Source organism: Streptomyces tyrfis (assembly GCF_037034285.1).
In the GTDB taxonomy this organism is placed as follows: Bacteria; Actinomycetota; Actinomycetes; order Streptomycetales; family Streptomycetaceae; genus Streptomyces.
The window spans coordinates 36,127-56,442 of record NZ_JBAGJZ010000017.1 but is presented as its reverse complement, the minus strand read 5'-3'; the positions used below and the strand labels follow the sequence as shown (position 1 = coordinate 56,442).

Genomic DNA, 20,316 nt, shown 5'->3' with positions numbered 1-20,316 from the left:
ACGCCTCCTTGTACGCCGGCGGCGCGTGGCTCGCGCCGGGACGATCCGATCCAAGTTTCTCCTCACGCCGGGTCGGAGCGCCACCACGTATGGGTAACGGGCCGGAAGGATTTTTCTCCTCCTCCGGGCGCCCGGCCCCGCGGTTCCGCCGCCGTTCGGGCCCCGCGCGGGGGTCCCGCGACGGGTGGCGCGCCCGGTGTGCGATCCGCCACACGCCCTCCCGGCGCGCCCCCGTGAGACCTCGCCCGCCCCGGTCGCGCCGGGCTCGCGCGTCCGCTGCCCCGTTAGTGTGGTGGGTCTGTCGCAGCCCATCCGGAGGTTCCGCCGTGCCCCTGTCCGCCCTGTTGACCGTGGCCCCGTCACCCGGGACCGGCAGCTCGCTCGACGAGGCCGCCGAGCAGGCCGGCCATGCCGCCGGGTGGGTGGAGGAGAACTGGTCCACCTGGCTGAGCACCGGCCTGCGGATCGTGCTCATCGCCGCCGTCGCGATCGTGCTGCGCGTCGCCGTCCGGCGTGCCCTGACCAAGCTCATAGAGCGGATGAACCGCAGCGCCCAGGCGGTGGAGGGCACCGCGCTGGGCGGGCTGCTGGTCAACGCCGAACGGCGCCGTCAGCGCTCCGAGGCGATCGGGTCCGTGCTGCGCTCGGTGGCCTCGTTCCTGATCCTCGGCACGGCCTGCCTGATGATCCTGGGCGCGTTCCAGATCAATCTCGCCCCGCTGCTGGCGTCCGCGGGGGTGGCCGGCGTGGCGATCGGTTTCGGCGCCCGCAACCTGGTCACGGACTTCCTGTCCGGCGTCTTCATGATCCTGGAGGACCAGTACGGCGTCGGCGACACGATCGACGCGGGCGTCGCCGGCGGCGAGGTCATCGAGGTCGGCCTGCGGGTCACCAAGCTGCGCGGCGACAACGGCGAGATCTGGTACGTCCGCAACGGCGAGGTGAAGCGGATCGGCAACCTCAGCCAGGGCTGGTCGACGGCCGGGATCGACGTGATGCTGCACCCCTCGGAGGACCTCGACCGGGTCCGCGCGGTGATCGACGAGGCCGCCGCCGGGATGGCCAAGGAGGACCCGTGGAACGAGCGGCTGTGGGGTCCGGTGGAGGTCCTGGGCCTGAGCGACGTGCTGCTGGACTCGATGACGGTCCGGGTGGCCGCGAAGACGATGCCGGGCAAGGCGGTGGGCGTGGAGCGCGAGCTGCGCTGGCGGATCAAGCGCGCCTTCGACGAGGCGGGCATCCGGATCGTCGGCGGCGTCCCGGCCCAGGCGGAGGAGGACCCGGCCCCCGACCCGGCGGCCGGTGTGGCCGCCCCGTCCGCGTTCGCATCGGCGACCTCGCCGCAGTCCCTGGCCACGAACCCGATCACCCCGCCGTCGAACCTGTCCAAGTAGCCGGGTCTCCCGGCGGCGGCCGAAGGGGCGCCCGCGGATCAGAGGATCCGCGGGCGCCCCTTCGGCCGTCCCGCCCCCGGCCCCGGGCTCCGGGGAGCGTCCCGAGGCAACCGAACGGCCGCTTCCACGTAACGCTTTGATTGCCGCAGCGATGCTGACCATTGACGACCCGGCCGCAGCGCCATACCGTCCTCTCACCGAATAGGAAAGTTTCCTAACAACTTTCCCAACAACCTTTCCGAACACAGGGCAGGTGGAGCTCATGGCCGGTACCACCCCGGGCACCCCCCGCGTGCTGCGGGCCATGAACGACCGGGCCGCCCTCGACCTGCTGCTGGAGCACGGCCCCCTCTCCCGCACCCGGATCGGCAAGCTGACCGGGCTCTCCAAGCCCACCGCCTCGCAGCTGCTGGCCCGGCTGGAGGCGGCCGGGCTGGTCGTCGCCACCGGGACCGTGGCGGGCCGGCCGGGGCCCAACGCCCAGCTGTACGCGGTGAACGCGCGGGCCGCGCACGTCGCCGGGCTGGACGTGAACGCGCGGCGCATCCTGGCCGCGGTCGCCGACGTGACCGGCGAGACGGTCGGGGAGTTCGAGCTGCGCACCCCGGGGCGGCGCGCCGACAGCGTGGTGCGGCAGGTGGCGGAGGCCCTGGACGGGGCGGTCAAGAACGCCGGGCTCACCCGCGCCGAGGTCCACCGTGTCGTCATCGGCACCCCCGGCGCCTTCGACCCAGGCACCGGCCGGCTGCGGTACGCCTCGCACCTGCCCGGCTGGCACTCCCCCACCCTGCTGGAGGAGCTGGCCGCGTTCCTGCCGATGCCGGTCGAGTACGAGAACGACGTGAACCTGGTCGCGGTGGCCGAACAGCGGCTCGGCGCGGCCCGGGGCCACGACGACTTCGTCCTGCTGTGGAACGAGGAGGGGCTCGGCGCCGCCCTCGTGATCAACGGGCGGCTGCACCGCGGCTTCACCGGCGGCGCCGGCGAGGTCGGATTCCTGCCGGTGCCGGGGGCGCCGCTGGTCCGGCAGGTCACCAAGGCCAACTCGGGCGGGTTCCAGGAGCTGGCGGGCGCGCAGGTGCTGGCCCGGCTGGCCCGGGAGCTCGGCATCGACGACGAGACGGTCCGCGCCCCCGGCACCCACCACGAGGTGGCGGCCCGGCTGATCACCAGGGCCGCCGGGGCCGCGGAGGCGGGCGACGACGGCCCGTACGCCCGGCTCCTCGACCGGTTCGCCACCGGGCTGGCCACCGGACTCGCCTCCATGATCGCCGTGCTGGACCCGGAGGTGGTCGTGCTGTCCGGCGAGGTGATCTCGGCCGGCGGGGAACCACTGCGCGGCCGGGTGGAGGCCGAACTGGCCGAACTCGCCGCGTCCCGGCCCCGGTTGATCGCCGGCGCCGTGATCCGCCGGCCCGTCCTGCGCGGTGCGCTGGAGAGCGCGCTCGCCACCACCCGTGACGAGGTCTTCGACACCTCGCGCTGACCGTCCCCCGTCCGCCCGCGACCGCGCGCCCCGTACCCCGCCCCCGTCCGTACCCGCCCCACGCACGCACCCCCGTTCTTCTCCGTACCTCCGTATCTCGTACTTCGGGAGTCATCGCCATGTCCGGAAACCGCCGGAAGACGGCCGCCGCGCTCGCCGCGGCCGCCGCGCTCACGCTGTTCGCCTCCGCCTGTACCGGCCAGAGCAACTCCGGTGCCACGGACGACGCGTCCAAGGAAACGACCATCACCTTCTGGCACGGCTGGAGCGCTCCGGGCGAGGTCAAGGCGATCCGGGCGACGGTCGACGCCTTCCGGAAGAAGCACCCCAACATCAAGGTGAACATCGTCGGCAACATGACCGACGACAAGATCAACCAGGCGCTGCGGGCGGGCGGTTCGAACGCCCCGGACGTCGTCTCCTCGTTCACCACGAACAACGTCGGGAAGTTCTGCTCCTCCAAGGCGTTCGTCGACCTGAACCCCTTCCTGAAGCGGGACGACATCGACCCGGACAAGACGTTCCCGAAGGCGATGAACGAGTACACCCAGTTCGACGGGGTGCGCTGCACCGTCCCGCTGCTCGGCGACGCGTACGGCCTCTACTACAACAAGGACGCGTTCAAGGCCGCCGGGGTCGCCGCCCCGCCGAAGACCTGGTCCGAACTGGCCACCGTCGCCAAGAAGCTGACGAAGACCAAGGGCGACTCGTACGAGCAGCTCGGGTTCATGCCGAACTACCACGGCTACGAGTCCACCACCGAGCACTACCTCGGCGGCTGGGACCCGAAGTACTTCGACGCGGACGGCAAGTCGAACATCGCGAAGGACCCGGCGTTCGCCGCCATGCTCACCACCCAGAAGAAGCTGGTCGACGACCTGGGCGGGTACGAGAAGCTGGAGAAGTACCGCACCTCCTTCGGTGACGAGTGGGGGGCCAAGCACCCGTTCCACACCGGCCAGGTGGCCATGCAGCTGGACGGCGAGTGGCGGCTGGGGATGGCCGAGGAGAGCAAGCCCGGGTTCGAGATCGGCGTGGCCCCGATGCCCGTCGCCGACGACCAGGCCGACACGTACGGCAAGGGCTATCTGACCGGCACCGTCGCCGGTGTCGCCGCCACCTCGAAGAAGCAGAACGCGGCCTGGGAGCTCGTGAAGTACATGACCACCGACACCGACGCGGTGGTGAACTTCGCCAACGCCATCCACAACGTGCCGTCCACGCTGGCCGCGCTGAAGTCCCCGAAGCTGAAGTACGACCCGCGGTTCAAGATCTTCCTGGACATCGCCGGCGACCCGAACAGCACCACCACCCCGCCCTCGGTCAACGGCGGCGCGTACCTGGTGTCCCTGCAGAACCTCGGATTCGACATCGAGAAGGGCCGGCAGAAGGACGTCGGGGCGGGCCTGGAGAAGACCGCCGCGGAGATCGACGCGGCGATCGCGCAGGCGAAGTAGCACCGCGATGAGCACACGTACGGGCACGTACACACCGGCCTCGAAGCGCCGCAGGTCGGCGCTTCGGACGGCGGCGTTCATGTCGCCGTGGCTGATCGGGTTCGGCTTCTTCTTCGCCTACCCGCTGATCTCCACGGTCTACTTCTCCTTCACCTCCTACGACGGTTTCGCCGCCCCCGTGTTCAGCGGTCTGAAGAACTGGTCGTTCGTCTTCTCCGACTACCCGCTGTTCTGGCCGGCCCTGCGCAACACGCTCTGGCTGGTCGTGGTGATGGTGACCTGCCGGGTGGCGTTCGGCCTCGGCGTCGGGCTGCTGATCACCAAGATCAAGACGGGCACCGGGGTCTTCCGCACCCTGTTCTACCTGCCCTATCTGGCCCCGCCGGTCGCCGCGACGCTCGCCTTCGTCTTCCTGCTCAACCCCGGTACGGGACCGGCGAATTCGCTGCTGGACGCGCTGGGGCTGCCCACGCCCGGCTGGTTCACCGACGCCGCCTGGTCCAAGCCCGCGCTGACCCTGCTCGCGGTGTGGGGGGTGGGCGACCTGATGGTGATCTTCATGGCCGCGCTGCTCGACGTGCCGAAGGAGCAGTACGAGGCGGCGGAGCTGGACGGGGCGGGCCCCTTCCAGCGGTTCCGCTTCGTCACCCTGCCGAACATCTCGCCGATCGTGATGTTCGCCGTGGTCACCGGGATCATCCAGGCGATGCAGTACTACACCCAGCCACTGGTGGCCGGGAAGGTCGCCTCGGGGGTGATAGGCGGCTCCGGGCAGCAGTTCGAACCCGGCTATCCCGACAAGTCGACGCTGACGCTGCCGCAGCTCGTCTACAACCTCGGCTTCCAGCGCTTCGACTACGGCTCCGCCTGTGTGGTCGCGCTCGTTCTCCTCGTTCTCGCCATGGCGTTCACCGCACTGCTGATGCGGCGCCGCGGCGGACTGATCCAGGCAGGTGAGTGACGTGGCCCAGGCTCTCGACACCCGGGGGACGGCGGCCGCCGCGCCGGCGCCCGCTCCGGCCACCCCGGCCGCGCGCGCCGCCCGCCGCAAGGCGCTGCTGAACTGGATCGCCGTGCACGCGCTCGGCGTCGCCGCCGCGCTCTTCTTCGTGCTGCCCTTCGTCTTCCTGGTGCTCACCTCGCTGATGAGCGACCAGCAGGCGCTCACCCGCGACCTGTGGCCGCACCCCTTCGAATGGGCCAACTACCGCAAGGTGTTCGACACCCCGGGCTTTCTGACCTGGTGGAGGAACACCCTGCTGTACGCGGGGCTGGGCACGGTCCTGACCGTGGTCTCCTCGCTGCCCGTGGCGTACGCGCTCGCCAAGTTCCGCTTCCGCGGCCGACGGCTTTCGCTGATGCTCGTCATCTCGATGATGATGCTGCCGCCGCAGGTCGTCGTCATCCCGATGTACCTGTTCTGGGCGAAGCAGCTGGACCTGTCCGGCACGCTCTGGCCGCTGATCATCCCGATGGCCTTCGGCGACGCGTTCTCCATCTTCCTGCTGCGGCAGTTCCTGCTGACCATCCCCGACGAGTACCTCGACGCGGCGAAGGTCGACGGCTGCGGCGAACTGCGCACCCTGCTGCGGATCGTCCTGCCGATGGCCAGGCCGGGCATCGCGGCCGTCGCGCTGTTCCAGTTCTTCTACGCCTGGAACGACTACTTCGGCCCGCAGATCTACGCCTCCGAGAACCCGGCCGCCTGGACCCTGAGCTACGGCCTGGAGTCCTTCAAGGGCGCGCACCACACCGACTGGAACCTGACCATGGCCGCGACCGTACTGGTCATGGCCCCCGTGATCCTCGTCTTCTTCTTCGCCCAGAAGGCGTTTGTCGAGGGCGTCACACTGACCGGAGTAAAGGGCTGACCATGAAGCTCGCAGTAGTGGGTGGCGGGTCCACCTACACACCTGAACTGATCGACGGATTCGCGCGGCTGCGGGACACGCTGCCCATCGAGGAGCTGGTGCTCGTCGATCCGGCGGCCGACCGGCTGGAGCTCGTCGGCGGCCTCGCCCGGCGGATCTTCGCCAAGCAGGGCCACCCGGGCCGGATCGTCACCACCTCGGACCTGGACGCGGGCGTCGCCGACGCCGACGCGGTCCTGCTCCAGCTGCGCGTCGGCGGCCAGGCCGCCCGCAACCAGGACGAGACCTGGCCGCTGGAGTGCGGCTGCGTCGGCCAGGAGACCACCGGCGCCGGCGGCCTCGCCAAGGCGCTGCGCACCGTCCCGGTCGTCCTGGACATCGCGGAGCGGGTCCGCCGCACCAACCCGGACGCCTGGATCATCGACTTCACCAACCCGGTCGGCATCGTCACCCGGGCGCTGCTCCAGGCCGGGCACAAGGCCGTCGGCCTGTGCAACGTGGCGATCGGCTTCCAGCGGAAGTTCGCCCGGCTGCTCGACGTCGCCCCCGCCCAGGTGCACCTCGACCACGTGGGGCTCAACCACCTGACCTGGGAGCTGGGCGTCCGTCTCGGCGGCCCGGACGGCGAGAACGTCCTGCCGGGGCTGCTCGCCGAGCACGGCGACGCCATCGCGGCCGACCTGCGCATGCCGCGCGCGATCGTGGACCGGCTCGGCGTCGTCCCCTCGTACTACCTGCGCTACTTCTACGCGCACGACGAGGTCGTGAGGGAACTCGGCACCAAGCCGTCCCGGGCGGCCGAGGTGGCCGCGATGGAGAAGGAACTCCTCGCCATGTACGGCGACCCGGCGCTGGACGAGAAGCCCGCGCTGCTCGCCAAGCGCGGCGGCGCCTTCTACTCGGAGGCGGCGGTGGACCTGGCGTCCTCGCTGCTGGGCTCGGGCGGCTCCCCGGTCCAGGTGGTCAACACGCACAACAACGGGACGCTGCCTTTCCTCCCGGACGACGCGGTGATCGAGGTGCAGGCCCGGGTCGACGGCACGGGCGCGACCCCGCTCGCCGTGCCGGAGCTGGACCCGCTGTACGCGGGCCTGATCGCCAACGTGACGGCGTACGAGAACCTGGCCCTGGAGGCGGCGCTGCTCGGCCGGCGGGACACCGGGCGGGCGGCCGGGAGGGACGCGGTCTTCAAGGCGCTGCTGGCGCATCCGCTGATCGGTCAGTTCGAGTACGCCGAGGCGCTCACCGACAAGCTGATCGCGCACAACCGGGAGCACCTGGCGTGGGCGTGAACGCTTCGGTCCTCGCGATCGACGCGGGGAACAGCAAGACCGACGTGGCCCTGATCGGAGCTGACGGAACGATTCTCTCGACCGCTCGCGGCGGCGGTTTCCAGCCGCCCGTGGTGGGGGTCGAGGAGGCCGTCGACGCGTTGGGGGCCATCGTCGGCCGGGCGCTGGAGCGGTCCGGGGCGCCGGCCGGCGCCGTCGCGCATGTGTCCGCCTGCCTCGCCAACGCCGATCTCCCGGTGGAGGAGGAGCAGTTGGCGGCGGCGCTGCTCGCCCGCGGCTGGGGCGGATCGGTCGAGGTGTACAACGACACCTTCGCGATCCTGCGCGCCGGGGTGGACGAGCCCCGGGGCGTGGCGGTGGTCTGCGGCGCCGGGATCAACTGCGTCGGCATGGTGCCGGACGGGCGGACCGCGCGGTTCCCCGCGATCGGCCGGATCTCCGGCGACTGGGGCGGCGGTTCGGGGCTGGCGGAGGAGGCGATGTGGTTCGCCGCGCGCGCCGAGGACGGCCGCGGCGGGCCGACCGAGCTGGTCCGCACGCTGCCCGGGCACTTCGGCCTGGACTCGATGTACGCGCTGATCGAGGCGCTGCATCTGGGCCGGATCGACCCCGAGCGCCGGCATGAGCTGACCCCGGTGCTGTTCGCGACCGCGGCGGACGGCGACCCGGTGGCGACGGGGCTGGTGCACCGGCTGGCCGAGGAGGTCGTCGCGATGGCGTCGGTGGCGCTGGGCAGGCTCGGCCTGCTGGCCGAGGAGGCGCCGGTGGTGCTGGGCGGCGGCGTGCTGGCGGCCCGCCATCCGATGCTGGACGGGCGGATCGCGGAACTCCTCGCGGCACGCGCCCCGAAGGCGGTGGTCCGGGTGGTGACGGAGCCTCCGGTGCTGGGGGCGGCGCTGCTGGGCCTGGACCGCACGGGCGCGGCGGCCGAGGTGCACGGGAGGCTGCGCGCGCAGTACCGCTGACCGCGGCCGGACGAGCCAGGGGCGCCCCATGTCCTCCCCCGGGGCGCCCCTTCGGCGTATCCGGGGCCCTTCGGCGGACCCGGGGCCTCTTCGGCGGACCCGGGGCCCCTTCGGCGGACCCGGGAGACTTTCGGCGTACCCGGGGCCTCTTCGGCGTCTCCGGGAAGGCCGCATTCCGGTGATCCCCGGGAACGCCGAAGGGGCCGCGCGGAGCGCCCCGGCGCCCGCTCCCCCGACTTCCCCGCGGAGGGTCCCGGCGTCCGCCCTCCGCTCCCCGCGAGGCGTCCCGTGTGCACCGCGCCGCAGGACGCCTCGCGGGTACGGGAACCGATCAGTCGCCCCGTACGTGTTCACGATGGGGAGACCGGTCCGTGTCCGGCCGGCTTGATCGGCGGCGCGCACCTTGATCGAATGCCCGTGGTTCCTCCGCGGACCGGGGCGGGATCCGGGCGTTCACGGTGTGGACGCCGGTTCCCCCGGCCATACTTCTGGCCGGGCACCCGTCCCCCGGCCGACCGGGGGCAGGTCCACCGTCGGCGACCGAGGGGGAGGTCACGTGACACACCCGCCGAACGCGCGCACCGCGCCGGAGCACCCGCGGCCCCGGCACTCCGCGCCCGCGCGCGTGCCCGACCCCGCCCCGGCCCCGCCCGGCGCCTGGGCCCTGACGAGCCGACGGCTGCGGGCCGCGGCGACGACGGAACCGGGCAGGCTCCGGATCATCGGGGCGGCGCTGGCGCTGCTCGTCGTCGCGTTCGGGGCCGTGACGGCGTGGGAGACCGACGACCGGGCGACCGCCGCGGACGACGTGGTGCACCGCAGCCAGCCGCTGAGCGCGAGCGCCGCCGCCCTCTACCGCGCGCTGGCCGACGCCGACACCGCCGCGGCCGGCGGCTTCCTGGCCGGGGCGCAGGAGCCGCGCGCGGTCCACGAGCAGTACGACAAGGACATCGACGAGGCGTCCCGGCTGCTGGTGCGGGCCGCGGCGGCCACCGACCCGTCGTCGGAGTCCGGGCGCGAGATCACCACGATCAGCCGGGAACTCCCCCGGTACACGGGCCTGATCGAGCGGGCCCGCGCCAACAACCGTCAGGGGCTGCCGCTGGGCGGCGCCTACCTCCGGTACGCGAACCAGAGGATGACCGGCGTGCTGCTGCCGGCCGCCGAGCGGCTGTACGCGGCGGAGACCGACCGGCTCGGCCGGGACGACGACGAGGCCAGGGCCTGGCCGTTCCTCGCGCTCGGGCTCGGAGTGGTGGCGGTGGCGGCGCTGCTCGCGGCGCAGCGGCGCGAGTTCCGCCGGACGAACCGGGTCTTCAGCCGCGGGCTGCTCGTCGCGACCGCCGCGTCCACCGTGGTGCTGCTGTGGCTGGCGGTGGGGCACACGGTGGCCCGGGCCGAGCTGCGGAGCGCCGATGTGCACGGGCAGCGGTCCCTCGATGTGCTCAACCACGCCCGGATCAGCTCCCTGAAGGCGCGCGCCAATGAGAACCTCACCCTGGTCGCCCGGGGCGCGGTCCTCACCCCGGACGGCCGGAACGACAAGTACGAGACCGACTTCGCCGCGGGCATGAAGGCTCTGGAGGACGGGCTGGCGCGAGCCCGGGAGCTCGCCGACGACGCCGGAGGGAAGGAGCCGGTGGCGTCCGCCGCCGAGGCGGTCTCCGAGTGGCGGGAGCGTCACCGGGCCGCCCGCGCGACGGACGACGGCGGCGACTACGACGGCGCGTTGAAGCAGATCATCGGGCCGGGGAAGTCGACGGGCGAGTCCTTCGACCGGGTGGACGACGCGCTGGCGCGGGCGCTGGCCCATGAACAGGACCAGTTCACCGCCGCGGCGGGCGACGGTCTCGGGGCCCTGGCCCGGCTCCCGGTCGGGGCCGCCGTGCTCGCCGTGCTGGGGGCGGCCGCCGCGGTCGTCGGGATCGGCCGCAGGCTCGCGGAGTACCGGTGAGAGGAGGAGCGATGACCAGGAAGCGCACGGGAGCGGGGTTCGCCGCCGGCAGGCTGCGCGGCTGGGGCGGGGTGACGGGCATGGCGGTGGCCTGCGCGGTGACGGCCTCGCTCACGCTGCTGCCGCTCTCCCGTGCCGGCGCCGACGCGTTCGGCGGTCCCCCGGCGCCGGGCGCCGCGTACGCCACGCAGACCCTGGCCGAGGACTGCAAGGACCCGGAGGCGAGTCTTCCGCCGTCCGGCGCGGACGGGCCGGACATCGCCCGGATCAAGGCGCGCGGAAAGCTGATCGCGGGCGTCGACCAGAACAGCTACCGCTGGGGATACCGCGACCCGGAGACCGGCCGGCTCGAAGGCTTCGACATCGATCTGGTGCGGGCCATCGCCGAGAACGTCCTGGGCGACCCGGAGGCCGTGGTCTTCCGGGCCATCCCCACCAACCAGCGGGTCGCCGTCCTGGAGAACGGCACGGTCGACGTCGTCGTGCGGACGATGACGATCAACTGCGCCCGGGCGCGCCAGGTCTCGTTCTCCACCGCCTACTTCCAGGCGGGCCAGCAGGTCCTCGCGCCCAAGGAGTCGACGATCACCGGGTACGACGCGTCGCTGGCCGGGAAGCGGGTCTGCACCGCCGAGGGCTCCACCGCCTACGACGCGTTGAAGAAGCGGTCGTTCGGCGCGGTCTTCGAGGACCGGCACGACGGCACCGCCGCGGACGAGGACCGGCTCACCGTCCCCAACCAGCTGGACTGCCTGGTGCGGCTGCAACTGGGCGAGGTGGACGCGGTGGTCACGGACAACGCGCTGGCGGCGGGCCAGGCGGCCCAGGACCCGACGGTGGAGCTGAAGGGCGACGGGCCGTTCACCACCGAGTACTACGGCGTGGCGACGAAGCGCGGCGCGAACGACCTGGTGGCCCGCGTCAACCAGGTGCTGGTCGACTACCGCAGGGGTGGCGCGAACAGCCCGTGGATGGTGTCGTACCGGAAGTGGCTGGCGGCCGGTCTGCCGGGGCTGACGGTGCCGCCGGCCCCCAAGTACAGGTAGGCGGTGCGGCCGGCGCCGCGCGCACGGGCACGGCACGGCCGGTGTCGGGCGGTCGGTGCGCGGGCGGCGGCGCGCCGGCCGCGAGGCGGAGTGGTACCGATCCTGCCGGGGCCCGTCCCGGCAGGAGGAGCGGAGAGGTGATCGATGGGTGTCGCGGGCCCCTTCCCCGGCTACGCGGAAAGGCCCCCCGGCCCGGTCCTGGACCGGGAAGGGGCGGACCGTGCGCTGGCCCGGCTGGGCGCGGAGCACGAGGCGATCGAGACCTCGCTCCTCGCCCTGCAGGACCACGCGGGCCGCCGGCTCCTGGAGGGCGCCGATCTGACCGGCGTCACCCGGGAACGGTGGGCCGCCACCGAGCAGTCGATCGCGCTGCTGTGGGGGTACTTCGAGGCGTACGCGGACGCCCTGGCCCGGGCCCGGGCGGTGCGGGCCCGCCGTCGTCACCCCAGCCGGGACGATCTGCTGGCCCTCACCGATCTGCTGCACGGCCGGAGCGTCGTCGTGGCGCACGCGGCCGGCCGGTCCGCGCCGGCGGGCGGCGGCCCGGCCAGGCTCTCCGAGCGGTTCACGCTGGAGGAGCTGGTCGCCCGGATGAACGACCTGTACGCCCGTTCACTGGACATGGTCGTGGCCTCCGACTCCGTGTGGTCGGCCCTGCCCGCCCGGATCGACCTGCTCGCCGCCGAGCTGCACCGCACCCGTTCGCTGGCGCACTCGGTGGGCGTGCGGCCCGGCGAGCACCCGGCGGGCGACGAACTGGACGCCATCACCCAGGAGCTGACCACCCTCCGGACGCAGGTGGTGTCCGATCCGCTCGCCTTCTGGCTGTCGGGGCCGGGCAGTTCGGCGCCCGGCGGCGGGCGCCCCGACACGACGCGCTACGACCGGGCGGCCCGCGCCCTGGAGGACGTGCGCCGCGAGATCGAGGCGGTCCTCGCGGTCCGGCAGGACGCGGAGCAGCGGCTGGGCCGGCTGCGCGACGTCCTCGACCGCGCGGACCGGACACTGGCCGAGGCCCGGGCGGCGCGCGGCGAGGTGCTGGCGAAGATCGCCGCCTCCGAGGTGCCCGCGGTGAGCGGTCCGGCGACCGTGCTCCAGGAGCGGCTGGCGGCCGCCTCGGACTACCGCAGGCGCGCCCAGTGGCACCGGCTCTCGCCGCTGCTGGAGACGCTGGAGGCGGAGGCCGAGGAGGAGTTGCTGCGGGCCCGTGAGTCGCTGACCGCGGTCACCGCGCCGCTGGCCGTGCGGGCGGAGCTGCGCGGCCGGCTGGACGCGTACCGGGCGAAGGTGACCCGGCACGGTCTGGCCGAGGACCCGTTGCTGGTCGAGCGGTACGACGTGGCGCGCCGGATGCTGTGGAGCGCGCCGTGCGATCTGCGGGTCGCCGCCCAGGCGGTGCGGCGCTACCAGGACACGGCGGCCGAGCTGTTCGCCCAGGACCGGGCCCCGGGGCCGGAGGGCGCGCGATGAGCACGGGCATGCGCCGGGTGGAACGGCCGCCGCTGCGGCCAGGCGGACAGGGGGACGGAAGATGAGCGCGCGGTGCCAGCGCCCCTCGTGCGAGGGCCGTTACGAGGACATGGGCGGCGGTGAGCTGTACTGCGACACCTGCGGTCTGGCGCCGGTCGTCTCCCCGACGGGCATGGTGGGTTCGCCGCCCACCGGGATCGCGGGCCACGGCCCGGACGGCCGGGGAGGCGGAGGGAGCCGGGGAGGCCACGGTGGCCGGGGCGGCGGTTCGCAGGCGTCGGCGTCCGGGGCCTCGTCCCGCGCCTCCGCCCGTTCCTCGTCGCGTTCGTCGGCGTCCCGGCGGTCGGTGTCGGGGCGGTTGTCGCGCGCGCTGTCCGGGGCGACCACCTCCCCCTCGGTCTCGGTGCGCTCCTCCGGTTCGTCCTCGGGCGTGTCCGGCCGGGGCCGGCTGGGTGCGGGTCTGGTGCAGGTGCCGGACGTGCCGCGGCCCGACCCGCGCTCGGCGGTGATGGCCGACCCGGAGGTTCCGGAACGGAAGCGGTTCTGTTCGCGGTCCGACTGCGGGGCGCCGGTGGGCCGGGCCCGCGGCGGGCGGCCGGGCCGGACGGAGGGGTTCTGCGTCAAGTGCGGCCATCCGTACTCCTTCGTGCCCAAGCTCGCCGCGGGCGATGTGGTGCACGGCCAGTACGAGGTGGCGGGCTGCCTGGCGCACGGCGGCCTCGGCTGGGTCTATCTGGCGGTCGACCGTGCCGTGTCGGACCGTTGGGTGGTGCTCAAGGGTCTGCTCGACACCGGCGACCAGGACGCCATGGCCGCCGCGATCTCGGAGCGCCGCTTCCTCGCCGAGATCGAGCACGCCAACATCGTCCGCATCTACAACTTCGTCGAGCACCTCGACCAGCGCACCGGCTCGCTCGACGGCTACATAGTGATGGAGTACGTCGGCGGCAAGTCGCTCAAGGAGATCGCGAACGCGCGGCGCACCCCTGCCGGGAGGCGCGACCCGCTGCCGGTCGAGCAGGCGTGCGCGTACGGCATCGAGGCACTGGAGGCGCTCGGGCATCTGCACAGCCGCAACCTGCTGTACTGCGACTTCAAGGTCGACAACGCGATCCAGACCGAGGGCCAGCTGAAGCTGATCGACATGGGCGCGGTGCGCCGGATGGACGACGACGAGTCGGCCGTCTACGGCACGGTCGGGTACCAGGCGCCGGAGGTCGCCGAGGTCGGCCCGTCGGTGGCGTCGGACCTCTACACGGTCGCCCGGACGCTCGCGGTGCTGACCTTCGACTTCCAGGGCTACACCAACGTCTTCGCGGACTCGCTGCCGGACCCGGACAACATCGAGGTGTTCCGGACCTACGAGTCGTTCTACCGGCTGCTGGTGCGGGCCACCGACCCCGATCCGGGGCGGCGGTTCGCCTCGGCGGCGGAGATGGCGGAGCAGCTGACGGGGGTGCTGCGCGAGGTGGTGGCGCTCCAGACGGGGCGGCCGCGCCCGGCGCTGTCGACGCTGTTCGGCGCGGAGACACGGGTCACGGACACACGGTTGTTCCCGGAGCCGGCGGGCGAGGTGTCCCGGCTGGGCGCCCGGCCCGCCGCCGGTCCGGGGCGGACCGGGCGGTCCGGCCCTCCGGTCGCGGTCCCCGGCCCCCGGGTCCCGGCGGCCGTGCCCGGCGGCCCGGCCGCTCCGGGCGTCCCGGGCGCGCGGTCCGCGTCGTACGTCCCGGGCGGTCCCCGGCCGGCCCGGCTCGACGCGCCGGCCGCCTCGCTCGCGCTGCCCGTGCCCCGGGTCGACGCGAGCGACCCCAACGCCGGCTTCCTCGCCGGGCTGATGGCCACCGCCCCGGCCGAGCTGCTCGCCGCGCTGGGCGCCGTGCCGGCGGCCTCCCCGGAGACCCGGTTGCGGGAGCTGCGGGCCCGCCTGGAGACGGGCGAACTCGACGCCGCGTCGGGCGCCCTGGCCGAACTGGAGACCCGGCACCCGGACGACTGGCGGGTGATCTGGTGCCGCGGGGTCGCCTCGCTGGTGACCGGCGACCACGAGAACGCGGCGCTGTCCTTCGACGCGGTGTACGACGCGTTCCCCGGTGAGCCGGCGCCGAAGCTGGCGCTGGGGATCTGCGCGGAGGTCCTGGGGCAGTTGGACAACGCCGCCGAGTACTACCGGCTGGTGTGGGCGACCGATCCGGGCTTCGTCAGCGCTGCGTTCGGCCTGGCCCGGGTGCGGCTGGCGGCCGGGGACCGGGCCGGTGCGGTGGCGGCGCTGGAGTCCGTGCCCGAGGCGTCGATCCACTACACGGCGGCCAGGGTCGCCGCGGTGCGGGCCCGGCTGCGCGAACGGGAGCCGGGCGAGCCGTTGTTCGCCGATCTGACGGCCGCCGCAGACCAGGTGACGGCCTTGGCCGGACTCGGCCTGGACGCGGTGCGCCGCGAGGAGTTGTCGACGGAGGTGCTGGGGGTGGCGCTGGACTGGGTGCTCTCCGGCAGCCCCGCGGCCGGCGGAACGAGCACGCCGGGTGCGCCGGGTGCGCCGGGAACGCTGCTCGGCAGTGAGTGGGACGAACGCGGCCTGCGGTTTGGGCTGGAGCGCTCGTACCGGATGCTCGCCCGGCTCGCTGAGCCCGGCGACGAGAGGATCGAACTGGTGGAGCGGGCCAACCGTTTCCGCCCCCGGACGTGGGTGTGAGGATGTCGCAGAAGCCCCTGGAGACGACCCTGTCGAAGTGCCCCGGCTGTGCGGAGCCGGCGGAGTCGGGGGACCGGTTCTGCGGTGCGTGCGGGTACGACCTGTCGGCCGTGCCCGCGCCGCCGCCGGACCGCCCGACGATCGCCCTGGCCGTACCGGCCGGGCCCGGCGCGTCGCCCGCCGCCCCCGCCTCGGCCCAGAGCCCGTCGGAAGGCCCGCCGGAGGGCGCGTCGAAGGACCTGCCGGAGGGCCGCCCCGCGCGGGGCCGGTCCGGCGGAACGGACGGGTCTCTGGACACGGAGCATTCGACGGAGCCGGAGTCGGGAGCTTCGGGGCGCTCGACGCATTCCGGGAACCCGACAGAGTCGGGGCATTCACCGGATTCGCCGGATTCACCTGGTTCAGGGCATTCGGGGGACTTCGAGCTGGCCGCGCCGAAGGCCGCGACCGGTCCCGGGGCCACGGACGGGCCCGGGGCCACGGACGGGCCCGGGGCCACGGACGGGCCCGGGACCCTTCCGGTCCCCTCGGCCCCGCTGGCCCCCTCGGCCCCGCCGGTTCCCGCCGGGGCGCCGGCCCCCTCCCCCGCGTCCGCCGCGTCCACCGCTGCCGACCCGCGCACCCGTGCCGACGGGCCGTTCGCCACGCCTCCGGTCGGCGCCAAGCTGTGCGTGGCGTGCCGCGCGGGCCGGGTCGACACCGACGGCTACTGCGAGAACTGCGGTCATGCCCAGCCGCGCGAGCGCGACCACATGGAGCAGGAGCTCGGTTCGGTCGCCGCCGTCAGCGACCGGGGGCTGCGCCACCACCGCAACGAGGACTCGTTCGCGGTGTCGACCACCGCGCTGCCCGACGGCTCGCCGGCCGTCGTCGCGATCGTCTGCGACGGCGTCTCCTCCGCGAGCCGCCCCGACGAGGCGTCGGCCGCCGCCGCGAGCGCGGCCAACGAGTCGCTGCTGGAGTCGCTGCCGCGCGGCGTCCACCCCCAGCAGGCGATGCACGAGGCGATCGTCGCGGCCGCCGCATCGGTCGACTCCCTGGCCGCGGAGACCGGCCGCGCGCCGGAGTCCGACCCGCGGCGGCAGGAGAACGCCCCTGCGTGCACCCTGGTCGGCGCGATCGTGGCGGGGGGCCTGCTGGTGGTCGGCTGGGTCGGCGACAGCCGCGTCTACTGGGTGCCGGACGACCGTTCCGCCCCGCCCGCTCGGCTCACCGAGGACGACTCCTGGGCCGCGCAGATGGTGGCGGCGGGCCTGATGAACGAGGCCCAGGCGTACGCGGACGACCGCGCCCACGCGATCACGGGCTGGCTCGGCGCCGACGCGTACGAGGTGGACCCGCACACCGCGTCGTTCCGACCGGACCGGCCGGGACTCGTGGTGGTGTGCACCGACGGCCTGTGGAACTACGCGGAGTCGGCCGCCGGGATGGCGGCGGCGGTGCCGGACGACGCGCGGTCGCGACCGCTGCACGCCGCCCGGGCGCTGGTGGGCCACGCGCTCGACGGCGGGGGCCACGACAACGTCACAGTGGCCCTGCTGCCGTTCGCGGCGCCGCCGCAGGAGGCGGGGCCGGGCTGCCGCACCCCATGAGGCCCCGCCGCACGAGTCCCGTCGCACGAGTCCCGTCGCACGAGTCCCGTTACGCAAGTGCCATTGCGAGAGTCCCGTCGCACGACGCCCGAGCAGGGTCTCGCCTCCGGTTCCGGCTTCCGCTCGGCGCCGGTCCTGGCTCCGGTCCTGAGCCCGGTCCCGGTTCCGGTTCGGTTTCCGTCTCCGGGGCCGGTCCTGAGCCCGGTTCCGGTTCCGCCCCCGCCCGTCCCTTCCCCGCAGCTGTCCTCATCCGACATCCGGAGCCCCGAGGAGCCGATCAGATGGCCAACTTCTCCAAGTCGAACGTGCCGCAGTTCTCCGTCGAGGTGTACCAGAACGAGTTCCTTCCGGCCGGCGGCCGCGAGGTCGACGCGATCGTCACGGTCACCTCGACCGGAGGCGGCACCACCGGCGGCTTCCCGCTGCCCGGTGCGGACGCGACGCCCGCGCCCGGACCGCGGCGGCCGGCGCGGGCCGCCGTGGTGATCATGGTCGACTGCTCCGGTTCCATGGACTATCCGCCGACGAAGATGCGCAACGCCCGCGACGCGACGGCCGCGGCGATCGACACCCTGCGCGACGGGACCTCATTCGCCGTGGTCGGCGGCACCCATGTCGCCAAGGAGGTCTATCCGGGCGGCGGCCGGCTCGCGGTGGCCGACGCGCGGACCAGGGCGCAGGCGAAGGAGGCGCTGCGTTCGCTCGCCGCCGGCGGCGGCACGGCGATCGGGACCTGGCTGCGGCTGGCCGACCGGCTGCTCGGCGCGGCCGACGTCGAGATCCGGCACGGCGTCCTGCTGACCGACGGCCGCAACGAGCACGAGGCGCCGGAGGATCTGCGGGCCGCCCTGGAGTCCTGCGCGGGCCGTTTCACCTGCGACGCCCGGGGCGTCGGCACCGACTGGGAGGTGGAGGAGGTCACCGGCATCGCCTCCGCCCTGCTCGGCACGGCCGACATCGTCGCCGATCCGGCGGGGCTGACCGCGGACTTCACGCGGATGATGGAGAACGCGATGGGCAAGGAGGTCGCGGACGTCGCGCTGCGGCTCTGGACGCCCGTCGGCGCCGCGATCAGGTTCGTCAAGCAGGTCGCGCCGACGGTCGTCGACCTGACCGGACGCCGCACCGAGGCGGGCCCCAGAGCCGCGGACTACCCGACGGGTTCCTGGGGCGACGAGTCGCGCGACTACCACGTGTGCGTCCAGGTGCCGGAGGCGGGGATCGGTCAGGAGATGCTGGCGACCCGGGTCTCGCTGATCCTGCCCGACCCCGCCGGCGGGATGCCGCAGACGCTCTCCCAGGGCCTGGTACGGGCGGTGTGGACCGACGACCTGGCGGCCTCCACCTCGATCAATCCCCAGGTCGCGCACTACACCGGCCAGGCGGAACTGGCCCAGGTCATCCAGCAGGGGCTGAATGCCCGTAAAGCGGGAGATTTCGACAGCGCGACCGCGAAACTGGGCCGCGCGGTGCAGCTGGCGTCGGCGTCCGGGAACGAGGAGACTGCGAAACTGCTTTCGAAGGTGGTGGACGTCGTCGATGCCGCGACCGGTACTGTGCGACTGAAGGCGAAGGTCGCGGAGGCCGACTCGATGACACTCGAAACGCGCTCCACCAAGACCGTTCGCGTCAAGCGATAGCCGTACGAACACCACCGCACGACCGCACCACCGCGCAGTCGGGCCGTCGGCCGGAGCGATCCGTCGGGCGGCGAGGAGCACGAGGAATCACGGCCCCGCGCGGGGCCGGACGAGAGAGGGGGAAGCGCCGACATGCCGACCTGCCCGAACGGACACCAGTCGGGTTCCGAGGACTGGTGCGAGGTCTGCGGCCATCGCATGACCGGCGCGGGCGCTCCCGCGGGCTCGGTCCCTCCGCCGCCTCCCCCGCCGCCCGCTCCCGGGTTCGGCCACCCGCAGGGGCCGCCGCCCGGCGCGGACGCGCCCCAGCAGGCCGAGCTCTGCCCGCAGTGCCGCACCCCCCGCGAGGCGATGGCGCCGTTCTGCGAGGAGTGCCGCTGGAACTTCCTGACGAACAAGGCGACCTCGTACACGCCGCTGGCCCCGCGCCCCAGCGCCGCGGCCGGCCCGCCGCCCGGCCTGAACCTGCCGCCGGGTTTCCAGGCACAGCAGCCGTCGGGGCCGCAGCGGCTGACCGACCCGTTCGACTACCAGGGTTCGCGGCCCTCCCAGGTGAACCGCCCGGCCGAGCCGCTCTCCCCCGAGCGGGGAGGCCGCCCCGAGCCCCCGGCCCCCGCGCCCGGCCCCGGCCTCGCCGCGCCGTCGGCGCCCGGTCATGGGTCCGCCCCCGGCCCGGGCCAGCAGACGCCCCCGGGCCCACAGACGCCCCCGGGTCTTCAGACGCCCCAGGCTCCGCAGTCGCCTCAGCCGCCGCAGCCGTTCCAGCAGCAGGGGCCTCCGCCGCTGTTCCAGCAGCCGCCCCCGTCGCCGTTCCAGCAGCAGTCCGCGCCGCCCGCGTTCGAGCGGCCCGGCCCGACCGCGGCCCCGGCGTCCCAGCCGCCCGCGCCCCGGCCGACGCCGCCGCAGTCCGGTGACGACGACTGGATGCTGTCGCCGCCGACCGGGCCCCAGCAGTCCGCGCAGCAGCCGCCGTCGCCTGGCGGGGGCCCGGACCGGCCGCCCGCGAGCTGGACCGCCGTCATCGCCCCGGACCGCGACTACTTCCTGGCGATGATGCAGCGCAGCGGCCCGGAGGCGAACGGTCTCAACCTGCCCGCGTACTCCCCGGAGCAGCGGGTCGCGCTCACCGGCGACCAGGTCACGGTCGGCCGCCGCAGGCACAGCACCGGCGAGTCCCCCGACGTCGACCTGTCCGTGCCGCCGGAGGACCCGGGCGTCTCGCACCAGCACGCGGTGCTGGTGCGGCAGCCCGACGGCGGCTGGGCCGTGGTGGACCAGAACTCCACCAACGGCACCACGCTCAACGGCGCCGAGGACCCGATCCAGCCCTATGTCCCGGTCCCGCTCAAGGACGGCGACCGGGTGCACGTCGGGGCGTGGACGACGCTCACCATCCGCCGCGACTGACGGCCCGGCTCCGCGGCGACCGGCTGCCCGGCCCCGCCGCGACCGGTCGCCGC

14 protein-coding genes are annotated in these 20,316 nt (G+C 74.0%); all 14 read left to right on the top strand.

Features of this window, described 5'->3' with window-relative positions:
• Positions 1 to 326 precede the first annotated feature (326 nt).
• The 14 genes from WA762_RS15545 (at position 327) to WA762_RS15480 (ending at position 20,263) form a co-directional block, all read left to right on the top strand.
• Positions 327 to 1,394, top strand: a complete 1,068-nt coding sequence (locus WA762_RS15545; RefSeq protein ID WP_335936289.1) for a mechanosensitive ion channel family protein — start codon at positions 327 to 329, stop codon at positions 1,392 to 1,394.
• A gap of 262 nt (positions 1,395 to 1,656) precedes the next feature.
• Positions 1,657 to 2,880 carry an ROK family transcriptional regulator gene (locus WA762_RS15540; RefSeq protein WP_335936288.1) on the top strand — a complete coding sequence of 408 codons (1,224 nt, stop codon included), beginning with the start codon at positions 1,657 to 1,659 and terminating at the stop codon, positions 2,878 to 2,880.
• 119 nt (positions 2,881 to 2,999) lie between these two features.
• A complete protein-coding gene (locus tag WA762_RS15535; RefSeq protein ID WP_335936287.1) occupies positions 3,000 to 4,337 on the top strand; it encodes an ABC transporter substrate-binding protein in 1,338 nt (445 codons plus the stop codon).
• Positions 4,338 to 4,416: 79 nt separating this feature from the next.
• Positions 4,417 to 5,298: a carbohydrate ABC transporter permease gene (locus tag WA762_RS15530; protein ID WP_335936369.1), complete on the top strand. Its 882-nt coding sequence runs from the start codon at positions 4,417 to 4,419 to the stop codon at positions 5,296 to 5,298.
• Between the two features lies 1 nt (position 5,299).
• Complete coding sequence (locus tag WA762_RS15525; protein WP_335936286.1) at positions 5,300 to 6,208, top strand: carbohydrate ABC transporter permease; 909 nt, start codon at positions 5,300 to 5,302, stop codon at positions 6,206 to 6,208.
• 2 nt (positions 6,209 to 6,210) lie between these two features.
• A complete protein-coding gene (locus WA762_RS15520) occupies positions 6,211 to 7,500 on the top strand; it encodes a 6-phospho-beta-glucosidase (protein WP_335936285.1) in 1,290 nt (429 codons plus the stop codon).
• The gene (locus WA762_RS15515) at positions 7,491 to 8,465 is read left to right on the top strand and encodes an N-acetylglucosamine kinase (RefSeq protein ID WP_335936284.1); all 975 of its coding nucleotides are present in this window, start codon (positions 7,491 to 7,493) and stop codon (positions 8,463 to 8,465) included. The genes WA762_RS15520 and WA762_RS15515 overlap by 10 nt, the downstream gene beginning before the upstream one ends.
• A 556-nt stretch (positions 8,466 to 9,021) precedes the next feature.
• Positions 9,022 to 10,419, top strand: a complete 1,398-nt coding sequence (locus WA762_RS15510) for a hypothetical protein (protein WP_443080595.1) — start codon at positions 9,022 to 9,024, stop codon at positions 10,417 to 10,419.
• A gap of 11 nt (positions 10,420 to 10,430) precedes the next feature.
• Positions 10,431 to 11,465: a glutamate ABC transporter substrate-binding protein gene (locus tag WA762_RS15505; RefSeq protein WP_335936283.1), complete on the top strand. Its 1,035-nt coding sequence runs from the start codon at positions 10,431 to 10,433 to the stop codon at positions 11,463 to 11,465.
• A gap of 144 nt (positions 11,466 to 11,609) precedes the next feature.
• Positions 11,610 to 12,935, top strand: a complete 1,326-nt coding sequence (locus WA762_RS15500) for a hypothetical protein (protein WP_335936282.1) — start codon at positions 11,610 to 11,612, stop codon at positions 12,933 to 12,935.
• 61 nt (positions 12,936 to 12,996) lie between these two features.
• The gene (locus WA762_RS15495) at positions 12,997 to 15,624 is read left to right on the top strand and encodes a tetratricopeptide repeat protein (protein ID WP_335936281.1); all 2,628 of its coding nucleotides are present in this window, start codon (positions 12,997 to 12,999) and stop codon (positions 15,622 to 15,624) included.
• A 2-nt stretch (positions 15,625 to 15,626) separates the two neighbouring features.
• A complete protein-coding gene (locus WA762_RS15490) occupies positions 15,627 to 17,216 on the top strand; it encodes a protein phosphatase 2C domain-containing protein (RefSeq protein WP_335936280.1) in 1,590 nt (529 codons plus the stop codon).
• 281 nt (positions 17,217 to 17,497) lie between these two features.
• The gene (locus WA762_RS15485) at positions 17,498 to 18,856 is read left to right on the top strand and encodes a vWA domain-containing protein (protein ID WP_335936279.1); all 1,359 of its coding nucleotides are present in this window, start codon (positions 17,498 to 17,500) and stop codon (positions 18,854 to 18,856) included.
• A 132-nt stretch (positions 18,857 to 18,988) separates the two neighbouring features.
• A complete protein-coding gene (locus WA762_RS15480; protein WP_335936278.1) occupies positions 18,989 to 20,263 on the top strand; it encodes an FHA domain-containing protein in 1,275 nt (424 codons plus the stop codon).
• Positions 20,264 to 20,316: the final 53 nt, after the last annotated feature.

Bases quoted from the DNA above. Each gene is read 5' to 3' on its own strand.
- WA762_RS15480 (WP_335936278.1), top strand. From the start codon at position 18,989: ATGCCGACCTGCCCGAACGGACACCAGTCGGGTTCCGAGGACTGGTGC.
- WA762_RS15490 (WP_335936280.1), top strand. From the start codon at position 15,627: ATGTCGCAGAAGCCCCTGGAGACGACCCTGTCGAAGTGCCCCGGCTGT.
- WA762_RS15495 (WP_335936281.1), top strand. From the start codon at position 12,997: ATGAGCGCGCGGTGCCAGCGCCCCTCGTGCGAGGGCCGTTACGAGGAC.
- WA762_RS15530 (WP_335936369.1), top strand. From the start codon at position 4,417: ATGTCGCCGTGGCTGATCGGGTTCGGCTTCTTCTTCGCCTACCCGCTG.
- WA762_RS15520 (WP_335936285.1), top strand. From the start codon at position 6,211: ATGAAGCTCGCAGTAGTGGGTGGCGGGTCCACCTACACACCTGAACTG.
- WA762_RS15535 (WP_335936287.1), top strand. From the start codon at position 3,000: ATGTCCGGAAACCGCCGGAAGACGGCCGCCGCGCTCGCCGCGGCCGCC.
- WA762_RS15505 (WP_335936283.1), top strand. From the start codon at position 10,431: ATGACCAGGAAGCGCACGGGAGCGGGGTTCGCCGCCGGCAGGCTGCGC.
- WA762_RS15485 (WP_335936279.1), top strand. From the start codon at position 17,498: ATGGCCAACTTCTCCAAGTCGAACGTGCCGCAGTTCTCCGTCGAGGTG.
- WA762_RS15500 (WP_335936282.1), top strand. From the start codon at position 11,610: ATGGGTGTCGCGGGCCCCTTCCCCGGCTACGCGGAAAGGCCCCCCGGC.
- WA762_RS15540 (WP_335936288.1), top strand. From the start codon at position 1,657: ATGGCCGGTACCACCCCGGGCACCCCCCGCGTGCTGCGGGCCATGAAC.